General features: G+C 47.0%; 25 protein-coding genes. 18 read left to right on the plus strand and 7 right to left on the minus strand.

Annotation, left to right across the window (positions count from 1 at the left end; all coding sequences use genetic code 11):
• Positions 1 to 87 precede the first annotated feature (87 nt).
• On the plus strand, positions 88 to 1107 hold the full coding sequence (gene desA / locus KNQ02_RS00290) for a Delta(5) desaturase DesA (RefSeq protein ID WP_088837905.1): 1020 nt from the start codon (positions 88 to 90) through the stop codon (positions 1105 to 1107).
• A gap of 113 nt (positions 1108 to 1220) precedes the next feature.
• Positions 1221 to 1733 carry a VanZ family protein gene (locus KNQ02_RS00295; protein WP_214807127.1) on the plus strand — a complete coding sequence of 171 codons (513 nt, stop codon included), beginning with the start codon at positions 1221 to 1223 and terminating at the stop codon, positions 1731 to 1733.
• 59 nt (positions 1734 to 1792) lie between these two features.
• Here the strand turns inward: KNQ02_RS00295 and KNQ02_RS00300 are convergent, their stop codons facing one another.
• Complete coding sequence (locus KNQ02_RS00300) at positions 1793 to 1987, minus strand: hypothetical protein (protein WP_214802606.1); 195 nt, start codon at positions 1985 to 1987, stop codon at positions 1793 to 1795.
• Positions 1988 to 2373: 386 nt separating this feature from the next.
• Here KNQ02_RS00300 and KNQ02_RS00305 point away from each other — a divergent pair, with 386 nt between their 5' ends.
• A complete protein-coding gene (locus tag KNQ02_RS00305; protein ID WP_251135011.1) occupies positions 2374 to 3795 on the plus strand; it encodes an ankyrin repeat domain-containing protein in 1422 nt (473 codons plus the stop codon).
• A gap of 53 nt (positions 3796 to 3848) precedes the next feature.
• Here the strand turns inward: KNQ02_RS00305 and KNQ02_RS00310 are convergent, their stop codons facing one another.
• Positions 3849 to 5945, minus strand: coding sequence for a 5'-nucleotidase C-terminal domain-containing protein (locus KNQ02_RS00310; protein WP_214807128.1), 2097 nt, complete (start codon positions 5943 to 5945; stop codon positions 3849 to 3851).
• Positions 5946 to 6318: 373 nt separating this feature from the next.
• Between KNQ02_RS00310 and KNQ02_RS00315 the strand changes: the two genes are divergently transcribed.
• From KNQ02_RS00315 to galU, 4 genes are all read left to right on the plus strand, one after another.
• Complete coding sequence (locus KNQ02_RS00315) at positions 6319 to 6474, plus strand: hypothetical protein (protein WP_214802609.1); 156 nt, start codon at positions 6319 to 6321, stop codon at positions 6472 to 6474.
• Between the two features lie 291 nt (positions 6475 to 6765).
• The gene (locus tag KNQ02_RS00320; protein ID WP_088837901.1) at positions 6766 to 7575 is read left to right on the plus strand and encodes an ABC transporter permease; all 810 of its coding nucleotides are present in this window, start codon (positions 6766 to 6768) and stop codon (positions 7573 to 7575) included.
• A 15-nt stretch (positions 7576 to 7590) separates the two neighbouring features.
• Entirely contained in the window at positions 7591 to 8544 is a 954-nt protein-coding gene (locus KNQ02_RS00325; RefSeq protein ID WP_159172348.1) for an ABC transporter ATP-binding protein, read from the plus strand.
• Between the two features lie 133 nt (positions 8545 to 8677).
• Complete coding sequence (galU, locus tag KNQ02_RS00330; RefSeq protein WP_159172349.1) at positions 8678 to 9556, plus strand: UTP--glucose-1-phosphate uridylyltransferase GalU; 879 nt, start codon at positions 8678 to 8680, stop codon at positions 9554 to 9556.
• A gap of 44 nt (positions 9557 to 9600) precedes the next feature.
• On the opposite strand, the gene KNQ02_RS00335 is transcribed toward galU, so the two are convergent.
• Positions 9601 to 10182 (minus strand): LOG family protein, encoded by a 582-nt coding sequence (locus KNQ02_RS00335; RefSeq protein WP_088837898.1) that lies wholly within the window; start codon positions 10180 to 10182, stop codon positions 9601 to 9603.
• A gap of 129 nt (positions 10183 to 10311) precedes the next feature.
• Here KNQ02_RS00335 and KNQ02_RS00340 point away from each other — a divergent pair, with 129 nt between their 5' ends.
• Positions 10312 to 10485 (plus strand): hypothetical protein, encoded by a 174-nt coding sequence (locus tag KNQ02_RS00340; protein WP_167331091.1) that lies wholly within the window; start codon positions 10312 to 10314, stop codon positions 10483 to 10485.
• 302 nt (positions 10486 to 10787) lie between these two features.
• A complete protein-coding gene (locus tag KNQ02_RS00345) occupies positions 10788 to 11150 on the plus strand; it encodes a hypothetical protein (RefSeq protein WP_214807129.1) in 363 nt (120 codons plus the stop codon).
• On the opposite strand, the gene KNQ02_RS00350 is transcribed toward KNQ02_RS00345, so the two are convergent.
• Positions 11147 to 12034, minus strand: a complete 888-nt coding sequence (locus tag KNQ02_RS00350; RefSeq protein ID WP_214807130.1) for a helix-turn-helix domain-containing protein — start codon at positions 12032 to 12034, stop codon at positions 11147 to 11149. The genes KNQ02_RS00345 and KNQ02_RS00350 overlap by 4 nt on opposite strands.
• A gap of 147 nt (positions 12035 to 12181) precedes the next feature.
• Between KNQ02_RS00350 and KNQ02_RS00355 the strand changes: the two genes are divergently transcribed.
• The 4 genes from KNQ02_RS00355 to KNQ02_RS00370 all read left to right on the plus strand — a co-directional run bounded on the left by KNQ02_RS00355 (position 12182) and on the right by KNQ02_RS00370 (position 14877).
• Positions 12182 to 12328 carry a hypothetical protein gene (locus KNQ02_RS00355; RefSeq protein WP_157898498.1) on the plus strand — a complete coding sequence of 49 codons (147 nt, stop codon included), beginning with the start codon at positions 12182 to 12184 and terminating at the stop codon, positions 12326 to 12328.
• Positions 12329 to 12415: 87 nt separating this feature from the next.
• Complete coding sequence (locus tag KNQ02_RS00360; RefSeq protein ID WP_214807131.1) at positions 12416 to 13627, plus strand: hypothetical protein; 1212 nt, start codon at positions 12416 to 12418, stop codon at positions 13625 to 13627.
• The gene (locus tag KNQ02_RS00365) at positions 13620 to 14363 is read left to right on the plus strand and encodes a hypothetical protein (RefSeq protein ID WP_214807132.1); all 744 of its coding nucleotides are present in this window, start codon (positions 13620 to 13622) and stop codon (positions 14361 to 14363) included. The genes KNQ02_RS00360 and KNQ02_RS00365 overlap by 8 nt, the downstream gene beginning before the upstream one ends.
• Before the next feature lie 196 nt (positions 14364 to 14559).
• Positions 14560 to 14877, plus strand: a complete 318-nt coding sequence (locus KNQ02_RS00370; RefSeq protein WP_088837893.1) for a hypothetical protein — start codon at positions 14560 to 14562, stop codon at positions 14875 to 14877.
• Between the two features lie 61 nt (positions 14878 to 14938).
• Here KNQ02_RS00370 and KNQ02_RS00375 read toward each other — a convergent pair whose 3' ends face one another.
• Positions 14939 to 15358, minus strand: a complete 420-nt coding sequence (locus KNQ02_RS00375) for a helix-turn-helix domain-containing protein (protein ID WP_214767037.1) — start codon at positions 15356 to 15358, stop codon at positions 14939 to 14941.
• 339 nt (positions 15359 to 15697) lie between these two features.
• On the opposite strand from KNQ02_RS00375, the gene KNQ02_RS00380 reads away from it, so the two are divergent.
• Positions 15698 to 16195: a VanZ family protein gene (locus KNQ02_RS00380; RefSeq protein WP_088837891.1), complete on the plus strand. Its 498-nt coding sequence runs from the start codon at positions 15698 to 15700 to the stop codon at positions 16193 to 16195.
• Positions 16196 to 16286: 91 nt separating this feature from the next.
• The gene (locus tag KNQ02_RS00385) at positions 16287 to 17279 is read left to right on the plus strand and encodes an ATP-grasp domain-containing protein (RefSeq protein ID WP_214807134.1); all 993 of its coding nucleotides are present in this window, start codon (positions 16287 to 16289) and stop codon (positions 17277 to 17279) included.
• Positions 17280 to 17609: 330 nt separating this feature from the next.
• On the opposite strand, the gene KNQ02_RS00390 is transcribed toward KNQ02_RS00385, so the two are convergent.
• Together KNQ02_RS00390 and KNQ02_RS00395 are read right to left on the minus strand one after the other, a co-directional pair.
• Complete coding sequence (locus KNQ02_RS00390; RefSeq protein ID WP_088837889.1) at positions 17610 to 18368, minus strand: homing endonuclease associated repeat-containing protein; 759 nt, start codon at positions 18366 to 18368, stop codon at positions 17610 to 17612.
• A 31-nt stretch (positions 18369 to 18399) separates the two neighbouring features.
• Positions 18400 to 19689 carry an O-antigen ligase family protein gene (locus KNQ02_RS00395; protein ID WP_251135013.1) on the minus strand — a complete coding sequence of 430 codons (1290 nt, stop codon included), beginning with the start codon at positions 19687 to 19689 and terminating at the stop codon, positions 18400 to 18402.
• 334 nt (positions 19690 to 20023) lie between these two features.
• On the opposite strand from KNQ02_RS00395, the gene KNQ02_RS00400 reads away from it, so the two are divergent.
• From KNQ02_RS00400 to KNQ02_RS00410, 3 genes are read left to right on the plus strand one after another with little or no spacing between them, the layout of a single operon-like run.
• On the plus strand, positions 20024 to 20665 hold the full coding sequence (locus tag KNQ02_RS00400) for a YveK family protein (RefSeq protein ID WP_251133099.1): 642 nt from the start codon (positions 20024 to 20026) through the stop codon (positions 20663 to 20665).
• Between the two features lie 21 nt (positions 20666 to 20686).
• On the plus strand, positions 20687 to 22549 hold the full coding sequence (locus tag KNQ02_RS00405; protein WP_214804265.1) for a polysaccharide biosynthesis protein: 1863 nt from the start codon (positions 20687 to 20689) through the stop codon (positions 22547 to 22549).
• A gap of 12 nt (positions 22550 to 22561) precedes the next feature.
• Entirely contained in the window at positions 22562 to 23824 is a 1263-nt protein-coding gene (locus tag KNQ02_RS00410) for an oligosaccharide flippase family protein (protein WP_088837886.1), read from the plus strand.
• Position 23825 lies beyond the last annotated feature (1 nt).

Raw genomic sequence — 23825 nt, forward strand, 5'->3', positions numbered from 1 at the left:
CACGAACGCCGTTTCCTGGTTTCATTCAAGCACATCATCTCATTAGCGTCGTGAACGCTGTAACCGAATTCGAGGAGGAAGCAACACATGAGTAAAGAAAAAATCGCCCAGCTTCGTAAACATGTCTCGCCGTTTGAAAAGGCAGACATCAAAGCGAGTGTCAGGCAGATGATCAACACGATCCTACCGTTTCTCGTCGCTTGGTTTCTCGCCTACCAAGCACTCAAAATCTCAGTATGGCTTGCGGTTCCGCTTGCGATCGTCGCAGCCGGGTTCGTCGTCCGGACATTCATTATCTTCCATGACTGTACGCACGGGTCATTCTTCAAAAACAAGAAAGCAAATGCGATCGTCGGGACAATCACAGGAATCTTGACGTTATTCCCATATGAAAAATGGAAACGCGAGCATTCAATTCACCATGCGTCGAGTGGTAACCTCGATAAACGTGGCGTCGGTGACATTTGGGTCATGACGATCGAAGAGTATGTCGAAGCATCGAAATGGACACGGTTGAAGTATCGTCTCTACCGGAACCCGCTCGTCATGTTCGGTCTCGGACCATTGTTGTTGATTCTCGTCGTCAGCCGCTTCAATCGCAAGGACGCACGGAAAAAAGAACGTATCAACACACACGTCATCAATGCGTCACTCGTCGTCTTGTATGCGGTCATGATTTATGTCGTCGGTTGGCAGGCCTTCTTGATCATCCAAGGAACAACGATGTTCACAGCGGGCGTGCTCGGGATTTGGTTGTTCTACGTCCAGCATACGTTCGAAGACTCGTATTTCGAGGATGAAAGCGAATGGGACTACGTCAAAGCAGCGATCGAAGGAAGCTCGTACTACGAGTTGCCGAAAGTTTTACAGTGGGTGACAGGAAATATCGGCTTCCACCACGTCCATCACTTAAGTCCGCGTGTCCCGAACTATCATCTCGAAAAAGCCCATACGGCGACACCACCCCTTCAAAAAGCAACGACGATCGGCTTATTCTCGAGTCTCAAGTCGCTTCGTTATAAACTATATGATGCTAAAAATAAAACGTTCGTGACGTTTCGCGAAGTCAAACATCTGTTGCGTGAACCGAAAACATCTATATCCTAAGCAAAGTGCTCACCTGTTAAACGGGTGAGCGCTTTTTTGTCTCCGTCTTTAGGCGTAGGTTCCAAGTCGTTTTTCATGGTAAGCTATTCCGATAGTAGAAGGAGGGATGCTACATGCGTCGGATACCGATTGCCTATGTCACAGGAGGTGCCATCCTGTTAGCATTGTTTGGTTTTAGCTCGATGACGTATGAACAACAATCCTTGATTCCATTTTTGACGAACCATGTCCCGCTCGGCTGGGTCGATGCGTTTTCGTTCGTCTCGTTTCATTATGAAGTCCCGATCAGTGTCGCAGCACTCGGATCGGCCGCATTCGTCGAGTTCTTCATCCGTAAAGGCATGCACGCGGGTCTGTTTTTCGTCTTCGGTATCAGTCTGGTCCACTTGTTGCGGATGCGACGTTATCGCCCGGTCCCTGCTGCCTTTTTTGCTTTTACGACAGCAATGACCGTCGGCGTGCTCGATGAGTTCCATCAACTCTTGACCGGTGGCCGGACGCCGCTCGTCGGTGACGTCTTGATTGACGGGAGCGGGGCGTTCGTCGGGATCCTGCTTTACACGGGACTCCGGCTTTTCCTGAAGGCGGACCGGATCGTCAAAAGGGACTATCAACGAACGAGCTAACCAAAACATCCCCCGTTCCCTCAACAACAGTTGAAAAGACGGGGGATGTTTTGATTCAGTTAAAAGCGTTGGACCCACTCGATTTTGTATTGTGTCCGACCGTACTCTTTTCGAAGCATGTTGTCTGCTTTTTTGCGGGCAGTCGTGTGATCACTCGCCCGGATGATCAGGCGATCGGTTTCGATGATTTCTTCGCGTTCGATGACATGGTATTGGATGGTATATTCTTTGTTGAACCGATTCAGTAATCCCATGATATTCACTCCCATATTCTTCATTCTAGTAGTTATTATATGGTATTTACAAATGAATGGCAATTTAAAAGAGAGACTTTCGTCTCACCCTATAATAAATAGTATATGGGTCGAATGGTTTATTAATTTTTTCGATTAGAATGACGATAAAAAGTGTTGTTAAATGCAGGATTATTCTGAAAATTATTATTTTTTGAATATTTTTTGAAATGAAATCATGAATCATTTGACCCATTCAGAAAGTCTCGTAATCTAAGTGGAAGATATATTTAGATAGTTTGTTTGAGAATTAACAATAATTAACTTGGAATCCGTTTGGGATTATCGGTATGATAGGGAAGAGTGGTGAAGAGGCCATTCGTGAAGAAAGGGGTCGAAGACTGACCATGCACGACATCAATGAAACGAATCAATCAATCCGTCAAAAGGAACCGGTTGTAAGACGCGAGCATGTGTATTTTTGGTTGTTGCTCCTGACGTCAATCGTGACGGCATGCGGCATACTCGTTCTCGTCATCGAATTTCCGATGGTTGGACTGATGATAGTAAGTGGAGTGGTTGTAGTACTCGGACTGGTTGTGATGAGAAAGTGGATCCAGCTGACGGCGTTACGGAGTGAACAAGTTCGTGTGAGTGACGTCTTGTTTTACGATCTTCAATCTCGAGTCGCGCATCAGGCGAAAGAACTCGGACTTTGGCGGATGCCGGAGACCTATTTGATCGACCATCCACAGCTGACGACGCCACGAATCGTCTATTTTTTGCAAAAGTATACGCTGTTGCTTCCGGCATCGTACCAGTCGCTTGACGATACCGGTGAATTTTTGATCATCCGAGAACTCGCGCACGTCAAACGGAATCATCTTGAAAAACGTCTTGTCCTCCTGCTCGGAAGCTGGGTGCCCTTTTTACGCGCGGCCTATGTACGTGCCTGTGAGGAAACGGTCGACCGGATGGCGCTTCGACGGGTCCCGCGTGACGTTGCCGTACGTGGCATCATCAGTTCGACGGTCGGTCGGACGATAGTGGAAAATCTTGATATGAACGTCTACATAACAGAAAAACAAGCAGGGGCATCACTCGCGACAGAAATCGCACAACTGTTTCGGAAGCAACCGGACGTCTTACGGCGTCTACAAGCGACCGGAATCGATGCTGCACATCGGCAGACGATGCGTTGGATCGTCCGAGGGCTCGTCATGAGCGGAACGCTGGTCGCGCTCTTCGGGCTTGCTGTCGTCGGTCGACAAGTCCCGCAACTGTTTGCTGACTTGACGACATTCGTCGAACAAGAAGCCGGAATCGAGCAGGACTTAGGTGAAACGGAACTGATGGCGGCGATTCAAAAGGGGACGCTCGAGGAAATCGAACAGCTGTTACCGACGAGTGATATGCAGGCCGTCGATGCTGACGGTGATACGGCCCTGCATTACCTCGGATACCGAAAGTCGAGTAAGGGGCTTGAAGGTGTGTTTGACGCTTTGATTAAAGCCGGCAGCGACGTCGATGCGATTAACGACTTCGGGGAGCGACCGTTCATCACGGCCGTCTACAGTAACAATCAGGAACTCGTCGCCTTGTACTTGAAACAAGGTGAGAAAATTGATCAGCAAGATGAGGACGGCTATACGCCGCTCCACCATGCCGTCGAAGGCGAAGGCAAGCAGACCGTAAAGCTGTTGCTTGAGAAAGGGGCCGACCCGACGATTAAAAACGAGGAAGGCTATACACCGTTAATGCTTGCGGAAGAATATGAACTCGACGACATCATTCTTTTACTGAAACAAAATGTACCGCAAACGTTATGAAAAAAGACGCTCTCCCGGTAAAGGGAAAGCGTCTTTTCGTTGTGTCTTGTCTCTTATTTGAGCATCGTTGCTGTATCGACGATGCGTCCTTCAATTTTGTAATCGACTTCTTTAAGTGATGCTGTAAAGTCGCGGAGGTTTTCCCAGTCCGAGAGACCGAGATCCGTGACGCGTCCATCTGCATAAGCAGTTGCGAATGGTGTGAGACCGTCGCCGCCCTTCGCAGTGAAAGCATTCGTCGCGATGACGTACGTCTTCGCAGGATCGATTGCTTCAAGTGTCCCGTTGTTGTCGACTTCCATCTTCGTGACACGTTCGCCCTTAACATTTTTGCTGTTGTACTCGAATTTCATACCCGATACATGGAGGAACCCACCGTTTTCGACTGGAGCGACACCGACGCTGATTTCAAGGAGGTCCTTGATTTCTGCACCTGTCATTTTCGCAGTCGCGAGTGTGTTACCGAACGGGAGTGTCGTTAAGACTTCACCGACTGTGAGTGGTCCGGCATTGATTGCTGCCCGGATACCGCCGCCGTTTTGCATCGCGATGACAGCATCTTTGTTGTATTCTTTAGCTTTTTTGAGCATGCCGTCTGTGATCAAGTTACCGAGTGCCGTCTCGCTGTTACGCACACTGACTTCGCCACGCGGGTTTGTGAGTTCATTGACGATGTTCGCACCGACTTCTTCATTTTTAAGTTCAGCGATTTGATCCGCATATGGTTTGAGGATCTCAGCAGCTTTCGCGTCTTCTGCTGCTTTTGAGACGTCGATCAGCGAACCGTTGTACTCTGTTAATTTCCCTTTGTAGTCGAACGTCAAATCGAGATTTCCGAGGAAATCACCGTATTGATACGCTTGCGCGATGATTGTCGGTTCTGTTTTACCTGGAACGTCTTCTCCGTCGACGACGACTGGCGCTTCAAGTTTCGAGTGCGAGTGTCCTCCGACGATGACGTCGATGCCGTCAACGTTACGTGCGAGCAGTTGATCATTGTCGACTGCGGCATTGTCATCGAAACCGATGTGTGTCAACGCGACGATTTTATTGACGCCACGGTCTTCAAGTTTTTTGACGGCTGTTTTTGCGCTCTCGATGTAGTTCGCGAAAGCGACCGTACCCGGACTTGAAATTTCCGCAGTCTCTTCTGTCGTTAACCCGAAGAAGCCGATTTTTTGTCCTTTGTATTCTTTAATCACACCTTGGTAAATCCGTCCTTTGTCAGGACCGGCTGTGATTGTTTTCGATTGGAGTCCCGCAAGCAGTTCGTTTTTGCTGAAATCGACGTTCGCTGAGATGAACGGGAACTTCGCGTTCGTAACGAAATCCTGAAGGGCTTGATGGTTGTCCTGGTCCCCGAGATCGAACTCATGGTTACCGAACGTCATCAAATCGTATTTCATGTAGTTCATCAACTCGAGGTCAGCTTGACCACGGAATTTATTGAAGTAGAGTGAGCCTGAGAAGACATCTCCTGCGTCAAGTAAGAGTGACGGTTTGCCGGCTGCTTTGTAGCTCGCACGGAGCTCCTTGATGACAGTTGCACGTTTCGCTGCTTTGTCGAGGTTCGCGTGTGTGTCATTCGTGTGGAGTAAACCGATTGAGAAATCATCCTTGTTGACGTCGAGGACATTGATTTTTGCTTTGAGTGTGATTGTTTTACCGAGACGTGTGTATTTTGCGACCGCATATTTGACGCCTGCTTCATCTGTATCGACTTTTGTCCAATGGACCGGTTTGTCATAGACACGGCCTGTTGCGTAAAGAACAGCCAGTGTTTTCGGTAAGACCGGTTTTTCACCGACGTAGATCGTCTGTTCTTTCACGCTCTCGACGAACTTGACGGCATAGTTTTGGATATAAATCTTCACTTCGATTGGTGATTTCTTCTTCCCGTATGTCCCTTTTACCGTTTGGAAACGGTTAAAGATGTGACGGTCATACTTCTTCCACGTGATTTTTTCGCCCTTGTATGTAGCGGGTAATTTGACCGAGGCACCTTTCTTGAAGACGAGTGACTTGAGTTTGACCGTTTTGACTTTGACATGGGTTGCAGCAGAGACAGTAGTTTGCGCAACCGGCACGATTGCCGATGTCGTCAAGGCGACAGCGACAGCTGCCGCGTAAAGCGGTTTTGATTTGTACATACGTAAAAATCCTCCTTCAAAGTGGGTATATGAATGCAAGGTCAAAATGCGATCGTTGACCTCTTCTTCTACTATAAGTGTTTTAGAAAGCACTGTGCGGATAATGTTTTGTAAAAAACGTAAATTCTTAGGTCGGACGACGGGACAACCGATTGGAGAGGTTTGCTTGTTAGACTGCAGACACTGAAAAAGTGAGTGAAAAACAAATGATAACGCTTTCATTATATGTCGGATTGATTCAAAAGGAAATAAAAAACTGCGAGAAATTTATGTGTCATTCCCATTTTTTGATAATTTGCTTGTAGTTTTTAGTGCCTCTCTCTTGTATCATATAAAGTAATGGACTAACGTGTGAAAGGATGATCAACTGAAAATGAATGAAGCGATTCGAGGAAGTTTAGTCGTTTTGATCCTCTGTTTGATGATTGCCTTACTCGGATGGGGATTATCTTCACCGCCGACGACGATCGGTAGTATGCATGTAATTGATTTTGAGCTGTCTCCGTTACGTGTCCCAGGACATCGATGAGGGCAGTTTTTTTGTCGTTTAGAAAGCTACAGTTTAGTGTCGGTTTCCTCAATACATTGACACGATTTTTAACGATGGCTAGAATTGACTAAGTGTATGGTCGTTATCAACGACTTTTAATATGAAAGATTTGTTCAAGCAGAGAGGGGGAATAATCGAATCGGGCAGGCGAGAGGCACTGCTAACGGATCGCATTCGTTTGAAACGATCGCGAATCGAATCCGTCATTTTTGACTGGAAGTAACTGAACTAAAATACATGTACCTCTACGGATCGGAAGGAACTTAACTTATGTTGAAAGAAATGAAAAACATCATCCGCGAACAAGTGGAGAATTTTCCACTGATTCGGCGCCTGGCACGGTACGAAATAAAATCGGCGCATGCGGAGCAACGGCTCGGTCTGTTGTGGGAGCTGCTCAATCCCGGATTACAAATCTTTATTTACTGGTTCGTGTTTGGTGTCGGTCTGAAAGGCAACAAGAACGTTGATGGCGACACGCCGTTCATCGTCTGGCTTCTTTGCGGGATCGTCGTCTGGTTCTTCATCAATGACGCATTACTCCGGGGTTCGAACTCGATCAACAACCGGCTCGCGATGGTGACGAAGATGCGTTTCCCGATGAGTGCGATTCCGTCGTATGTCATCTTGTCGCGGATGTACCAGCATTTCGCGATGTTATTGATCGTCTTCGTCGTCATCTTGCTGAACGGAATCCCGATGACGTGGAAGCTGCTCCAGTTGCCGTACTACATGGCGGCGACGTACATCTTCGTCTACGCGTTCTCACTTTGTTTCTCGACATTGATTACGCTCGTCAAAGACATTCAACTCTTTTTACAATCGATGATGCGGATGCTCTTTTATTTAACACCGATTCTGTGGAACATTGAACGATTCCCGGACGTCTTACATGGTCTGCTTCGTCTCAACCCGGTCTTCTACCTAGTCGAAGGCTACCGGTCGAGTTTACTGGGCGGTGCCTGGGTCTGGCAGGAATGGCCGACGGGACTTTACTTCTGGAGCGTGACGCTTCTATTGTTCACAGCCGGAACTTACTTACACATTAAGTTCCGTAAATCATTCACCGAGCTTGTTTAAGGGAAGGAAATCGCTATGTCTATGATAAAACTCGAACATGTCACGAAACGGTTTGACATGGTTACGACGACGAAAGAAAAATTTAAGTTGTTATTCAAAAGTAAAAGCAAGAGCGTGAAGACGTTCACGGCACTCCGTGACGTCACGCTCGACATCGGATCAGGAGAAGTCGTCGGTCTCGTCGGCATCAATGGTTCCGGTAAGTCGACGCTATCGAACTTGATCTCCGGTATCATCTATGCGAACGAAGGCGACGTCGAAATCAATGGTGAAGTCGCGATCATCGCCGTCTCGCAAGGACTGAAGAGTGTCTTGACGGGGCGCGAGAACATCCGGCTCAAATGTTTGATGCTCGGGATGGACGACGCAGAAATCGACCGCCGGATGCCCGGCATCATCGATTTTGCGGACATCGGGGACTTCATCGACCAACCGATTAAAAAATATTCGAGCGGGATGAAGTCGCGTCTCGGCTTCGCGATCGCCGTCAACGTCGATGCCGATATCTTGATCGTCGATGAAGCGTTATCGGTCGGGGACCAAACGTTCTATAACCGGTGTATCGATAAGATGAATGAATTCAAGGACGAAGGCAAGACAATCATCTTCGTCAGCCACTCATTGTCACAGATTCGCAACTTCTGTGAACGTGTCATCTGGCTCGAGTACGGTCAAGTCAAACTCGACGGGACGACAAAAGAAGTCGTGCCGCAGTATAAGCAGTTTTTGACGTCATACAAGAAACTGTCGAAAGACGAGCAACACCAGTACCGCAAAGATCGCTTAAAGGAACAAGCAGAAAACGCGACACCGCGTAAGCAGAACGTCGATGCTGAAGATACGGTCAAACATCCAGGCTGGATCTTGTCCGGACTCGGGTTGCTCGTACTCGCAGCCGGCAGTGTGATGGTCATCGATGAAACGCCATCATTTGCATCACTGACTGACGCAATCGCCAACTTATTTTAAACACCAACGACCAGTGATACGTTTTGTGTCACTGGTCTTTTTTGTCGAGGAAACAGGGAAACGCGAATCAAAAAAAGAAGTAGTACAACGGACAGTACAGCGTTAGACGATTCAGCATAAGGGAGGGCGCGGGATGCAGAAGATTCGAAAAGCCATCATTCCGGCAGCGGGACTCGGAACACGTTTCCTGCCGGCGACGAAAGCGATGCCAAAAGAAATGCTTCCGATTTTGACGAAGCCGACGATTCAGTACATCGTCGAGGAGGCCGTTGCTTCAGGAATCGAACAAATCATCATCGTCTCGGGACGAAATAAACGGGCAATCGAAGACCACTTCGATCATGCACCGGAACTCGAAAACATATTACGGCAAAAAGGGAAGCTCGAGCTATTGAAAGAAGTCGACGCCTCGACGACGATGGCAGAAATCCATTATATCCGGCAAAAGGAACCTAAAGGTCTTGGACATGCGATTTGGAGTGCCCGTCATTTCATTGGGAATGAACCATTCGCCGTCTTACTTGGTGATGATTTGATCGTCGCAGAACGTCCCGGTCTCAAACAGTTGATGGATCAGTATGAGACGACAGCGTCCTCCGTCATCGGCGTCCAACAAGTCGCACCGGAGCATACACATCGCTACGGGATCATTGATCCGATTGAACAAATCGGGAATCGGTACCACGTCCGGCAATTCGTCGAAAAACCGCCGCAAGGTACGGCGCCGTCGAACATGGCAATCATCGGACGATACATTTTGACACCGGCGATCTTTACGTACTTGGAGACGCAACAGGCGGGTTCAGGGGGCGAGATTCAATTGACGGATGCGATTGAACGCTTGAATGGAATCGAGGACGTCTATGCGTATGACATCAAAGGAGAACGGTTTGATGTCGGCGAAAAGATGGGGTACGTCGAGACGACGCTTGCCTTCGCGCTGAAGGACGAAGAGATTCAAGAGGATGTCAAAGCATTACTGAAGAAGTATGTCGCGGAGTGGGAAACTTAAAAAAAGAGGGAGTTCCCCCTCTTTTAAACAGTGATTAAGATTGTTTACGTTTGATCCGTATTCAAGTAGGACTTGACGTGAGGGGCTTCGTATTGACGAAAACGCTCGAGTAAGGCTTCAGGTGTTGACTCGACGAGCAGCATCGCTGCATGCTCGGGGATGATGAATCCTTGGGTTTCCATCTGCTTGAACAACGCGATGAGGGAATCGTAGTACCCGTCGATGTTCAAGATGCCGCACGGTTTTTCATGGAGACCGAGCTGGGCCCACGTGAAGACTTCGAAAAATTCTTCCATCGTTCCGGGACCACCCGGTAAGATGATGAACCCGTCCGCAAGTTCCGCCATCTTTGCTTTTCGGTCATGCATCGAGTCGACGAGGTGGAGTTCTGTCAGGTTCGGATGAGCGATTTCTTTTTCCTGTAAAAAGTGTGGTAACACACCGATGGCTTGTCCGTTCGCGGATAAAATGGCATCTGCGACGGCACCCATTGTTCCGACACGCGAACCACCATAGACGAGTCCGTAATCCTGTTTCGCAAGCACCGTGCCGAGCGTCGCGGCGGCTTCCTTGAAAAGCGGTGATGCTCCATCTTTTGAGCCACAAAACACAGCGAGTTTTTTCATGACAATCGTTCCTCCTTCAAGACTGGTCTTTTCTCAACATACCATATCGCCGCGGGAAATTGAAAAGCGACCTCGTCTTCTTAGCGGGAACTTTACATTGATGACGCCATTAGAATGGAGGGGACAACAGTGAGACCTAAAACAATTGTTTGGCTTGTACTCATCATTGCCGCAATTAATTTACTGCTTGGCATTTTTATACCGGAATCACCGACACGGACGACGATCAGTACGATTTTATTAGGCGTGATTCTGCTGTTAGGGGTAGGTTATTTCATTACACTGCGTCGATCTTCTAAATGAACAAGCGATCTTCCTGGCTGGATGTTTCAGTCAGGGAAATCGCTTTTTTTTGATGGATTAAGAATACAATAGGTATGAAGGAATATTCTAAAAAATCTATTTTTATACATATTTTCGACACAAAAGTGGATTAAATGTAAAAATTGCACAACTTTCGGGACGTATGACCCGCGACTAAAGTAATGAGAAGTGTAAATAATGTGCAAAATACGCATAATATTCGTATTCGAATATTTGGAGGGGGTCTAAGGTTATATGATGATATCAATAAGCCATATAAAAATATTAGGAGGTCATTAATCATGAACTTGAAAAATAAATTAGGTCTTGTTGTTGGCGCACTTACTTTAACTGCTTCAATCGGATTAGGATCGATTGGTTCTTTAAATAAAGTAGACGTAGCAGGAAACAAAGACCGTCTCCCAGGCGAATTCACAGTGAAGAACGTAGCAATCGATCGTCTCCCAGGTGAGTTCACAGTGAAGAACGTAGCAATCGACCGTCTCCCAGGTGAGTTCACAGTGAAGAACGTAGCAATCGACCGCCTCCCAGGCGAATTCACAGTGAAGAACGTAGCAATCGACCGTCTCCCAGGCGAATTCACAGTGAAGAACGTAGCAATCGACCGTCTCCCGGGTGAGTTCACAGTGAAGAACAAAGCTTAATTTCTTACTGGTAAAATTAAATACTCTTTATTATATTTTAAAAGTACTTGTTTATATTCGTTCATTCCTAAAATATCAAATAGCATATAAGCTTTAGTGTATGCACTTTGAATATTTTCTAAAGCTGAGTCTAGCATTTCTAATGCATAAGCTTGTTGATAATAAAGTTGTCCTAAAAGAGACATATCTTTAAACCTCAAGCTGTGATAAATGCCATCATCAATATGCTTAAGAGCTTCTTGAGGTTTATTTATAGCTACTAGTACTTTAGAAATGTTATATAATAATCGGATTTTTTCGACCAACAACTCATCGCTATCAAAGCTTAAAGATAGTAGTTCTTCATATACTTTTAAACCATGAAAATAATTATTTTTTTCGTAGTATATTGTCGCAATCGCTGATTTAATACGAATCAACATCTTAGGCGAATAGTACAAATTTATATATTTTTGTGAAAGTCTTTGAAGTTCAACAATACATGTTCGATAGTCTATTTTCCCCATACGATAAGAACTCAAGTGTAAATAATAAGAGTAAAGAGAGTTTAATTCCTCATGCTCACTTAAAAATTTTAATTTGTCTTTTGATTGAATATAGATTTCGTTATAATCTTTGTTTTGAAACTTTGTTAAAAGTTCATCATCGATTAATCTGATTGAGTCTGAATGATCATCTATATTTAAAAACATGGTAATCGGAACTTGTAATCTCCGAGATAACGCAAACAACAAATCAACCGTCGGTGAATGTGTGCCGCTCTCAATCTTACTGATCTCCGCTTGGCTACAAATCCCGTTCGCTAGATCCTTCTGCGTCAAGTTATGCTTCTTGCGAAGACGGCGAAGGGCGAGGCCAATCTGGGGTGACGTGAATTGATCCATGGGTTCGGTCCTTTCTATCAAGTGGATTCGACTACGTGTCTATCTCCTTATTATAGAAGTGATGCCCGGACAAAACCAACTTTTTACTGTGATAATTCGTCAACGATTTTGATTATCCATTCTAAACGGAAGAAAGGGGTATTTCCTATGAATCTCATTTTTAAAGAATCGCGACGTACGATTTCATCTTGTGGCTGGTGTTTAAACGCTTCTACGGTTACGGTCGCACCCTTGGCTAGTCGGGAGATGGAACGCGTCAAACCGGTGACGAAACGTCGCACTAAAACATCTTAAAAAAACGTCCATTAACGGCGTGGCTTCATTCCGTTCGTTACGGTTTGAAGCCATTTTTTTACACACTCAGATGAAAGGAGAATGAACATGATTGGACTTACTGTACTCGCTGAGAGTGAAGGCTGGCTCCACCAGCTTGAACCGACATCGGACTTCATCGCTTTTTGTCAGTCGCATCGTTTTTCGTTCGATCATTACGATTACAATGTGCACACGTTTCTTGATTTACTGGATTATATGGATTTTCAAGAATTTGAACACTATTTGTTCATTCTTCGGGGGAGCGGCGAACGGACGATGCGACTCGTCGCCTATCTTCAACAACGGATGCTGCATGTCCAGTTTCATTTGATTAATGACCGGGGGGACGTTTTGTTTGGGGATCCGTATTTTTTAGACGGCATCACGGTACTGTTCGAAGAACCGCTCGCTGACTCACAACCGATTGCCTTACAAGATGCCTTGATGTCTTTATTCACAGGTGTCTATCCGGACGCGACGTCCCGGCATCCGCAACCACTCCGGCATATTTACGCAGAAGAGACGAGTCTACTGAATTCCATCAATCCGGCACTATTCGATCAGATGACGATCAACAGCTTACTGTACATCGACCAATCGACACGGCACGATTTACCGGTCATTGAACTGATGAGCCGCGTTCCGGTCTTGGTCGCCTTCTCGGATACCCTGTCGTTCGACATCAAGGCACACCTTGCCGTCGTCAGTCGAACGGCAATAGAAGCTGCCTTCGAAACGTGGCAGACGACGAGCCGCGTACCGAACCCGGGACACTATATGGGGATTCTCGATTATGCGACACTCACCGGGATGACCGTGTCTCATCGGCTATTTATTTTTAAAGACGGCGTCTGTGCAGATTACGGAAAACAAATCTGCTTGAGCGGGCTTGAAGAGATTGATATTTGTCAGTTGCGTCATCGTCAACGGGAGACATTCGCACCGATCGCGCCACACCTTCAACTCGCATTGTATCCTTTACTGTATCAGCTGGCCTCGGCCTTCTTGACCGAAAGTCAGTTTGTCACTCCATATACCCAGTTGGATTTACCTCGGACGGCCGGAAAGCTCGGTCCCTTGACGATGATTGGCATTCAAAATCGCGAAGGGGCGTTCGTGTTCGAACTGACGACGAACCAGCTGTTTGAAACAGATGAAGTCTTTTTATGGATTTTAGAAGCCGATCAAAAAGACCGGTTCGATGTATTGCCGGAACGTCTCGGTTCTGATTATGAAACAGCCATTCAAGCCTATAAGGAGTTGATGTATCATGGGTGACGTACCACTCTTTGGACCATTTTCACGAAAAGGAAGTTATTCGAGAGTGACCGTGCTCGATGATTTCAACGCAGATAACCGTTTCATGCGTCTGCATCAGGAAACGATGCAACTGGCAGAAATCGATGAATTGACATTTTATCGCCGGTATTTAAATCGGAATGACCGTGTCCTCGTTTATGGAACGTTTGATCCGGGCTTGTTCAACACGTTATCTGAGGAAGGATATAATTTGTATCTCGTCGAACCGGAAGCCGGCCGATTGAATGGAATTTCTTCACGGTTTATGCATAAAGTATACGGTCTTAGTTATGATTTAATCGACGCTGTCGGGTATGAAGCATTTGAGAAGCTGATTTTGCCTGGGACGACGGTTGCCCGGTATTCACGCGGCGAATTACTGTTATTTTTCCGAAACATCCGCCAGCTTCTGACGACAGATGGTCAACTGTTAGTGAATGTTCATAATGCCAAGCATTTAAAGCAACAGACGCAACCGATCGCTTCAAAACGTGTAAAGGACTGTGCTCTATTCTATGGACAGAAGGTGGAGGGGGAGCGGTTGATACTAAATCTTTATCTGAAATCTGATCAGGATGAGAAAGTCAGTTATGCTGTCGAGCATCTCTATGAACCAACCACTCTCTTTGAATTCGCGAAACTATCGAAATATGCAGGACGTACTCTATATGCAGGGAAAACCGTACACATCTTAGAATTTGATAAATTAGGATGAATTTTAACAGGGGGCAGATTAATAATCTGCTCCCTTGTTTTTGTTTAAGGATTAAAGTACGGATTAGACTTTTTAATGAAGAATGATTAAAAAAATATTTTAAATATTAGTTTGAATGGGTCTAAAGTCAGGGTATTATTTAAACTAGTTCATCACTTAGGGGCAGCCATCATGAAATTCGGAGGATCAATACGTTATGGATAAAAAAATGGCACAATCACGGACTATACAAGCCAGCTGTTTTGAATTCATCTCTACCTTATTTCCGGAAGAAACGTTTCAATTCATGGAAGAGCAAACCTTTCCGGATGCATTCGGTCAAATCGGCACATATTTGACGTTTAAATCGAAGGAGCGGGAACTAAAATTTAGCTTCGTTGAACAAGCCCACCAAAAGTTCGAGCGGGTTTTTCTTGCGGAAAAGAGTAAAGAGTCTTCTTTTTTTAGTCGTTTGTTAGAAGCCACATATGAAGAGGAAACATTATACATTCATCATATCGTCAAACCGGATTGAACTAAAAAAACACGATGAGAAGTGCACGGGAATAGTTCCTGTCTACTTCTCATCGTGTTTTTTAGACTTCGATTGATTCGAGACCTTGCTGTAGGGCTTGATTGACAGAGGCAGCCATCTCTTCACGGACTTCATGTGATAGTAACCGACCGTTAAAGTAAACTTCATTCGAGAGTGTAAGGTGAACGAGTATATCTTCAAGGACAAGCTTAAAGTCGATTGGTTTCGATGGTTCGAGCGATTGGCTCATAAAATCACTAAGGGTCGGATGCTGGACGTGCTCTGGATCAACCAAATCAATGACAGTCGTGTTGAGGGCGATGGCGAGCCGTTCAAGTGATTGCGTGCTTGGCATCCGTTGTCCGCGTTCATAGGCAGAAATCGAGGTCGTCGATTCACCGCATCGCTCAGCGAGATACTTTTGTGTATACTTGTGCTGTTTTCGTAGTTGCATGATTTTTTTCCCGAGAGCTCGGTTCATGTTATAGGTTGTCAGACGCTCAAGACGTTAGTCAGGAGAGGGACATCCTTCACCTCCTTTTTTAGAATGTAATCGATTTATCGGTAGAGCAGCCAACGATAAAGCTTATGGTCTGTGAAGCTCAACTCCTACTTTTAACGGTACTGCTATAGTACTAAATAACCACTTCGACTATATCGCAAACCTATCAAATGTAAAAAAAAGTTTTTTAGTAATTCAAATTACATAATTATGTAACTAAAAGGGTCTCTAAACAGTAATTGTTCCATCGATTAACTGAGAAATTCAAGAAGAACTCATGGTATTCTAGAAGCGTATTGAATAAGGAGGACGAGTTATATGCGTAAAATTCCTTGGTCCGGTTACATCACCTTGGCTATTCTAATTATTTTATTTATTTCGAGTTCGATGCCGTATGAAGAGCAATCGTTAAAGCCCGGGCTGTCCCGTTATTTTAATTTGGACTTTGTGGAGGCGTTTCGCTTCATCTCATTTGATTATCACGGAGAAGTCAGTGTTGAAGCGCTTGGTGCATCCGGTTTTGTCGAATTCTTTATTCGAAAAGCAGCGCACTTATCGATTTTCATTGTACTCGGATTTGCCTTGGTCGACTTGACCGTTCGCTTGTTGCGTCCCTATGTACTAGCCGGTTTATTCGCCTATACGTTGGCAATCACGATTGCTGTCTTTGATGAATTCCATCAAATTGTAACAGGCGGACGAACCGGGTTGATTCAGGATGTCTTATTAGATGGTACAGGTGCGTTAATTGGTATTGTATTGTATCGATTCATTCGGAGAAAACGTCGAGCGGAGCAACTGATTAGACTGTCTTGAGACTTTTGTCTCAGTTCAACGTTTTTTTGGAAGGAATCTTGTCTAGCAAAAGCGAATCCTTTAGGAACAACTTATAAAAGGAGCGGACAACATGAAGAGACCTCATCTGTTGATTACGAGTGCAGGTCGTCGTGCGAAGCTGGTCGAATACTTCGTTCAGGAGTTTCAGGAGGGGGCGGTCAGCGTGGCAGACTGTAATCCACTTGCACCGGCACTCTATATGGCACCGAACCACCATATCGTCCCGAAGATTGATCAGCCGGATTACATCGATCATTTATTAGAATTGTGTCAACGCGAGCAGGTGACGGCATTGTTGTCGTTAATCGACCCTGAACTCGAGTTGCTCGCGACAGCGACGGAACGGTTTGCAGCAATCGGTGTCACGGTCATCGTTTCTCCGCCATCGTCGTGTCTGCTTTGTTTTGATAAGTACGCGATGTTCGAGCACTGTACCTTGCAAGGCATCCCGCATGCGAAAACGTATCATGCCCTCACGTCGTTTCGTGAAGCGGTCGCACTCAAGGAAGTTGGTTTTCCGGTCTTCGTCAAGCCACGCAATGGGAGTGCGAGTATCGCCGTAAGACGCGTCGAGACATTAGAAGAAGTCGAACGATTATTTGAACAGAGCCCCGGCTTGATTGTGCAGGAATTTCTTGATGGGCCTGAACTCGGCGTCGATGTCTACGTCGATCTACTGTCTCATGAAGTCACGTCCATCTTCATCAAAGAAAAATTGGCGATGCGAGCCGGAGAGACGGATAAAAGTCGCTCCGTCCTCCGGACCGATGTATTCGAACTCGTCGAGCACGTCCTCGCCGGTTCTGGACTGGTCGGTCCGCTCGATTTCGATATTTTCGATGTCGACGGAACGCTCTACTTATCGGAGATCAATCCCCGCTTCGGCGGCGGGTATCCCCATGCCTATGCATGTGGTGTCAACTTCCCCGCTCAAGTCTGGCGCAATTTATGCGGGCTCGTCAATCAACCGGATATCGGTCACTATCAGGAAAACCTCTACATGATGAAGCACGATACGCTGACGCTCGTATCGGCGGCACAGTTTGAACAAACGAAATACTAAAAAGACGGAGGATAGCTCCTACGTCGTTCCGAAATCTTAGTGATGGAAGCGCGAACTGATTGTATCTCGATATCGCATGTTCACGCGTCATAAGCGTGAGCATGCTGAAAGCGAATCTTTGAGCTGTGCCGTAAGGAAGAAAATTCATGCAGATATTTAAACGCGTGTTCCGTCCCGCATATAAAATAAAACGCCGATGTTTCCGTTTTTCCTACGGAGCCATCGGCGTTTTCGATGCGTCTTTTCTCGTTCCTGATGTCTTGATGCGTCTTTACGTTATACATACGAAAGCTTTGATTTCTTTTGAGCCAGCCCCGTTTTTAAATGGAATTATGAGAGCGAGACACGGGAACGCTTGAGGCACTGAACAGCGGACGTCCAGCTTCCGAAGAGGGCATTGATCGTCGAAGTGCTCGGGACAGATTTTCCTTCAGCCCACTTCCGGTAATGGATGATGCTGAAGGAAGGAAGTTCAGCTTGCGCTTGTTTTAAGGCGCTGAGAACATCTTCTTCGACCCATTTCCGGCGGGGAGGCGCGATATCAAGGCACGCGAGGGCATCGACCCACGAGCCGTATTTTCGGGCAATCGTCGCGACCGTCGGATGCCCATTTTCTTGCGCCCAAATCGAATAGGTTTGGGTCGTCAGACGCGGGAGGACGTCCGATGCTTCGAGGAGCGCATTGATGATGCGTTCTTCCGTCATGCAGACGGAGCGTGTCATCTCGATATGTGCTTCCTCAAGGGCCCGTGACCATGACCCGAAACGAAGGTTGATTAACGTTAAGGAAGGACCCTGTTTCGCTTTCGCCCATTCACGATAACTGTTGCTATGAAACGGATGAAGGCGGTTCGAGGCTTCTTTGATGAACGTCAAGATTTCTTCATCGGAAAAGTAGGGACGAATCGATGAAAGTCCTGCTGCATGCAACGCTTCGCGCCATGAACCGAAGACGTTGATGATCGTCGTGATCGAAGGTACTTCTTTAGTACTGGACCAGCGGGCATATGTTTTAGCGTCTAACGCAGGTGAAGCAAGACTTGCCTCGACCAAACTATCGATAACTTGTTGTTCTGTCCATTTCTTCATGATGTCATACCCCTTTCGTGTCGGTGTTCGTCTAGGTGTGGGTACTGTCTGTTGGTGTGTCGCGACGGAATGTCGCGTATGCGAGTAGATTGAGCCAGATGAAATAAAAGCCGCCCGGTCGAATCAGGATGCTTTCTGTAAACTGAAGCAACAACAACCAGAAGATGAGCAGTAGAAGTGTGAGCGACTCGACGTCGTCAAAACGATAATTCCGAATTAAACGAAACAAGATGAAACTAAAACATAAAACGTAGAGGAGTAACCCGATGATGCCGAACTCATAGAGGAAAACGATCGGCGTACTGTGAAACGTGTAAAGGGTCTCTTCTCCCAATTGCTCAAATAAGCCGGTCGTTGCGGCGCCAAAACCATGACCGACCCAAAAGCGATCTGCTGAAGCTGCGAGTCCCGCCTGCCAAAGATCAAGGCGACCATTCAAACTGACTAAATGGAGGAGGAGTCCCGGCTTTAGCGACAGGGCGCCAAACACAATTGCGATTCCGGTGATGTAACAGGCGCTGACCTGAAGACGTAGTCGCCGCGAAGGTAACAATAGAACGGTCGTCAATAAAGTGAGTAGAAAAAAAGAATAAATGCCCGTTTGCGAAGCACTTGCCAACAGCCCTCCGCATATCAATGCCAGCGAAACGCCAAAGAAGAAGAGACGGCGCCAGGCACTCGTCGTGATGGAACGGAGGACCGCAATCCAAGCAATCAATCCACCAGGAACAAGCCAAGCAGCAAATGCGTTCGGATTGTTCGTCAAGCTGGCTAAGCGTAGAAAGCTACCTTGCTCCCCGACATAGAGTTGTGGAAGCGCGATCGGACCAATCCGTAACCACTGCAAGTTGTCGATTGGGATGTAGGATTGTCCAAACGAGACGAGCAGGGCGTAACTCGCTAAAAATAGTGCCTGATAAAAGAGGATGAGAAATAAGAACCGGTGCCAGTGAGTGAAAAGCGGAGAAGAGAGTGATAGGACGATGATCAGAAACATCCATGTCGTCAAAAGAAAGAAGAGTGAAAAAGGTGCATCCGTCGCGGGACGAGAGAAAAACAAGACAGTGTGTAATGTCAAATAACTCAAAAAGACGAGGATGAGTCGATGCGAACGAGACCGAAACGGAAAGTATAACGGACGGGACACGATATAAAAAATGAGAAAGAGTAACGGGTATAAAAAGACGGTCACGACGTTCCAATGCTCCGGTAAGACTTCATCCGTAAAGCGTAACGGACGCGTCCACAAATCAATCGTCACAAATAGCAATAGGATGAATAAGGCAATTGACTCGGGTATATTGACGGATTTTAACATCATTTCTAAAGTCTATCCACCCTTCATATAGGACTTATTACCGATTATGTGACTTTTTAATCATCAAATTGGTATTTACCCGTAAATAAACGATATTTATGCGGATAAGATGAATGTTTTTGAAGGAACGACGATTATTTTTCTGTGAATCGTCTTTTTTTCGTGAAACGATATTTTTCGATGATGTAATGATACGCATGCACAACGACTACTGAAAAAAAACTAATCATTTCCACCAAGCTCTAATTGTTTTGGTAGTCGTTTGGAAATAAGGTGAAGTCATAACCAATGACCCTCCGACGTTCAAGGTAAGAAAGGGGTGAACCATGTGAATACCATGCATCAAAAAAGAACATTTGCAGACCACTTGATGACATTGAAAAAGGGTTGGTGGATCCTCATCGTCTGTGCCATCTTGTTTGCGGGTGCCGGTTACCTGATCAGCACGTACGTCATTAAACCTACGTATGAAGCAACAGCTTACATCCTCGTCGTACCGCAAAAGAGTAGTGACACGACTTCCTCGACGTCACTCGTCAGTACCTATCAAGATATTCTTCGAAGTCCGGAAGTCGTCGATCAAGTCGCCCAAAAGATGGGTGTGACCGATAAGCGTCTATTCGATTTAACCGATCGCTTGACGGTGTCGAGTAACCTTGATTCTCAAGTCATCGCCTTATCCATTACAGATGGATCAGCTGAACAAGCTGCCATCCAAGCGAACACGATGACAGAAGTGTTCCAAGATTACCTGCCTCAGTTGATTGATACGAGCAGTACGGAAGTTTTCTCGACGGCACGGATTCCGACGAAACCGATGTCTCCGAACATCTTGATGAACACGGCAATCGGCGGTGTACTCGGGTTGATGTTCGGCTTACTGATCGTCTATTCCCGTGTACTAGGAAAGAAGTCAGCAACTGAATCAACGAAAGATGATGCACCCTATCCACAAGCCGTCAGCCGTCCACACTCATGATTCGGGGAAGGAGGAGCAGTCATGCAAGCACCACCATTGCATCAGTATCGTCGCCATATGAAAATCGGACTTTTACGCGGGGTCGACGCACTGATCATCGCCGCCGCAACCGTCGTCACCTTCTACTTCTTCAATCCCCTTCACCTGACCGTCCAGTTCGATTTACGGAATGCGATTGAAATCGCATTGATTCAATGGGTCGCCCTAACACTCGTCGCCCACTGGATGCGCTTTTATCAAATCGTTTGGCGTTATGCGAGTCTGAGGGATTTAGGTGTCCTCCTGTTTGTCGTCGTCGCCAGCAGCTTTGTCTTACTCGGACTCGAGTATGCCTTGTTCGACTTCGCCGTCGAGCGCGCCGTCTTCCTGCAAACGGGACTTGTCCTGAACGGTATCTTATTTGTCCGCTTAGCGATTCGCGGACGGACGCTTCAACTGAAACGGGACCGGACGCTCGGTAAACGTACGTTAATCATCGGTGCCGGAGCTTCCGGACAGATGATTACGAAAGAGTTAAAGCAGAAAAAAGCGCACATCTTGAACGTCGTTGGTTTACTCGACGACCTCGCAGAACTCAAAGGGATGCGCATCCACGGCGTCCCCGTCATCGGAACGATCGAGCAACTCGAATTCATCATCGAAGAACAGAAAATCGAAGCGGTCGTGCTCGCGATTCCTTCCTTATCCTACACGGAGCGGGTCGCTTTACTCAATCGCATCAAACAGACGAAGGTCGAAGCCCACACGTTACCGATGCTCGTCGAACTGGCGTCAGGAAAAGTATCAATCAATCAAATCCGCGAAGTCTCCATCGCTGACTTGCTCGGTCGTGAACCGGTCGAACTCGACATCACGGAAATCGAACGAAGCGTCAGCGGGGCGACCGTCCTCGTGACGGGAGCCGGTGGATCGATTGGCTCAGAGATTTGTCGTCAGTTGATTAAATTTAAGCCCGACCGGCTCATCCTCCTCGGACATGGCGAGAACAGCATCTACTTGATTCGCCGGGAGCTCGAATGTATGACCGATGGTACGGTCCTTCATTCCGTTATCGCGGACGTTCAGGATTTAGAACGACTGAATGAAGTCATGGGACGGTTCGAACCAGATCTCGTCTATCATGCGGCAGCCCATAAGCACGTCCCGTTGATGGAAGATAATCCACGCGAAGCCGTCAAAAATAATATTTACGGGACACGCAACGTCGCGCTTGCGGCGGAAGCAGCACACGTCAAACGATTCGTCATGATCTCGACTGATAAGGCCGTCAATCCGACGAGCGTGATGGGGGCGACGAAACGGATTGCCGAGATGGTCATCCAGCAAATCGCCCGCAACAGTGAAACGACGTTCGCCGTCGTCCGTTTCGGAAACGTACTCGGCAGCCGTGGTTCCGTCATCCCGCTCTTCAAGGAACAAATCGCAAAAGGCGGACCGATCACCGTGACGGACCCGGCGATGACGCGGTACTTCATGACGATTCCGGAAGCGAGTCGGCTCGTCATCCAAGCAAGCGTCCTCGCAAGCGGAGGAGAGGTGTTCGTCCTCGACATGGGAAAACCGGTCAACATCACGACGCTTGCGAAAAATTTGATTCACTTGAGCGGTTTTACGGAAGAACAGATTCCGATCGTCTACAGCGGCATTCGAAAAGGCGAGAAGCTTTATGAGGAGTTACTCGCAGAAGAAGAAGTCCATGACGAACGGGTTTTCGAGAAAATTCTAGTTGGGAAGACCCGGCCCTTCGGCTCCGTCGAACCGTATCTTCGGGAAATCAATCGTTGCCTCGACGATGAAGAGGCGCTTCGGACGTACCTGCTCGGTGCGACGAATGACAGCCGCCCGGTCGCGATGCCAGAAGTCGTCCGGATCGCGCGAGAATGAGAGGTGAGATAAATGAAAGCACCGCGGCAGTTATCACGCTTTAACTTGATCTTCATTGCCGATACGGCCTATTCCTTACACCAATGGATGATTTTGACGCTCTTAATCAAATGGAGCACGCCACTCAACATCGGTTATTTCAATTACGCTCTCGCCTTGACGGCCCCGATCGTCATGTTTTGTTGGCTCAATGCCAGCACGATTTTGACGGCGGAACGGGCCGGGCTGAAGAACTTCACCCTTTTCATCAAAACACGGTTCTTCCTCTTGACGCTCGGTGTGTTCGTCTTACTGATCGTCTATTATTTCTTCGGTGAAGCGGATATCTTACTGTTGACGTTACTCGTTTATCTCAATAAATACATGGAATCGTTCGCCGATCTCTCGTACGGCTTCCTCCAAGGACACATGGCGTTCAAAGAAGTCGCGTTATCGAAGATTTTCAGAAGTCTGATCAACGTCTCGGGTGCAGCCTTGATCCTCTTTACGACTCATTCGATTCACGGATTCGTCCTCGCGATGATTGCTGGGAACTTAATCATGCTGATCATCTACGATTTACCGACCGTCCGCCGGATTGGACAAGGGTTTGAAAATATCACGATGAGCGATCGCTACCAAACGGGCCGGCAATTGTTTTTCAAGGCCGTCCCGCTCGGATTTGTTGCCTTACTCGTTGCCTTGAATGCCAACATCCCGCGTCTCTTCGTCGGTCAAACCATCGGGACGGAAGAACTCGGTTACTACGCGAGTATCGCTTACTTGCTCGTTTTAGGTAGCTTGTTCATCCACTCGCTCGTCGCCGTGCTCTTACCGAATTTTTCGTCAGAGACGGGCGAACGACAAAGTCTCCCGGCACTCCGAAAGCTGACACGCTCGATGCTGCTGATGACAAACGCGGTCGGTGTCCTGTTGATCATCGGGGCCATCTTCTTCGGAAAGTGGGGGTTGACGATTTTCTACAATGCTTCATTCGTGCAGTACCATACGATTTTCGTCTTGATGATGGTCGCTTCGCTCTTTTTCTATAATTCGACCGTCATCCAAGCGTTACTAACGGGATTCCAGCAATTTCGTATCCAGACGCTTGCGATTTTCGGAAGTGTCGCCGTCAATCTGATTGCCTGCAGTTTCTTGATTCCACTGTATGGGTTATACGGTGCGACGACAGCTTATGCGTTATGCGCCGTCACGCAAATCGTCTTGTTGGTGCCAGCGCTCTACCGGGCGCTCTATCCGCGGAACTTGCCGCTCGCGATTGAACAAAGTAGCTAAA

Origin of the sequence: Exiguobacterium sp. s102 (assembly GCF_018618635.1) — a bacterium.
Lineage (GTDB): Bacteria > Bacillota > Bacilli > Exiguobacteriales > Exiguobacteriaceae > Exiguobacterium_A > Exiguobacterium_A oxidotolerans.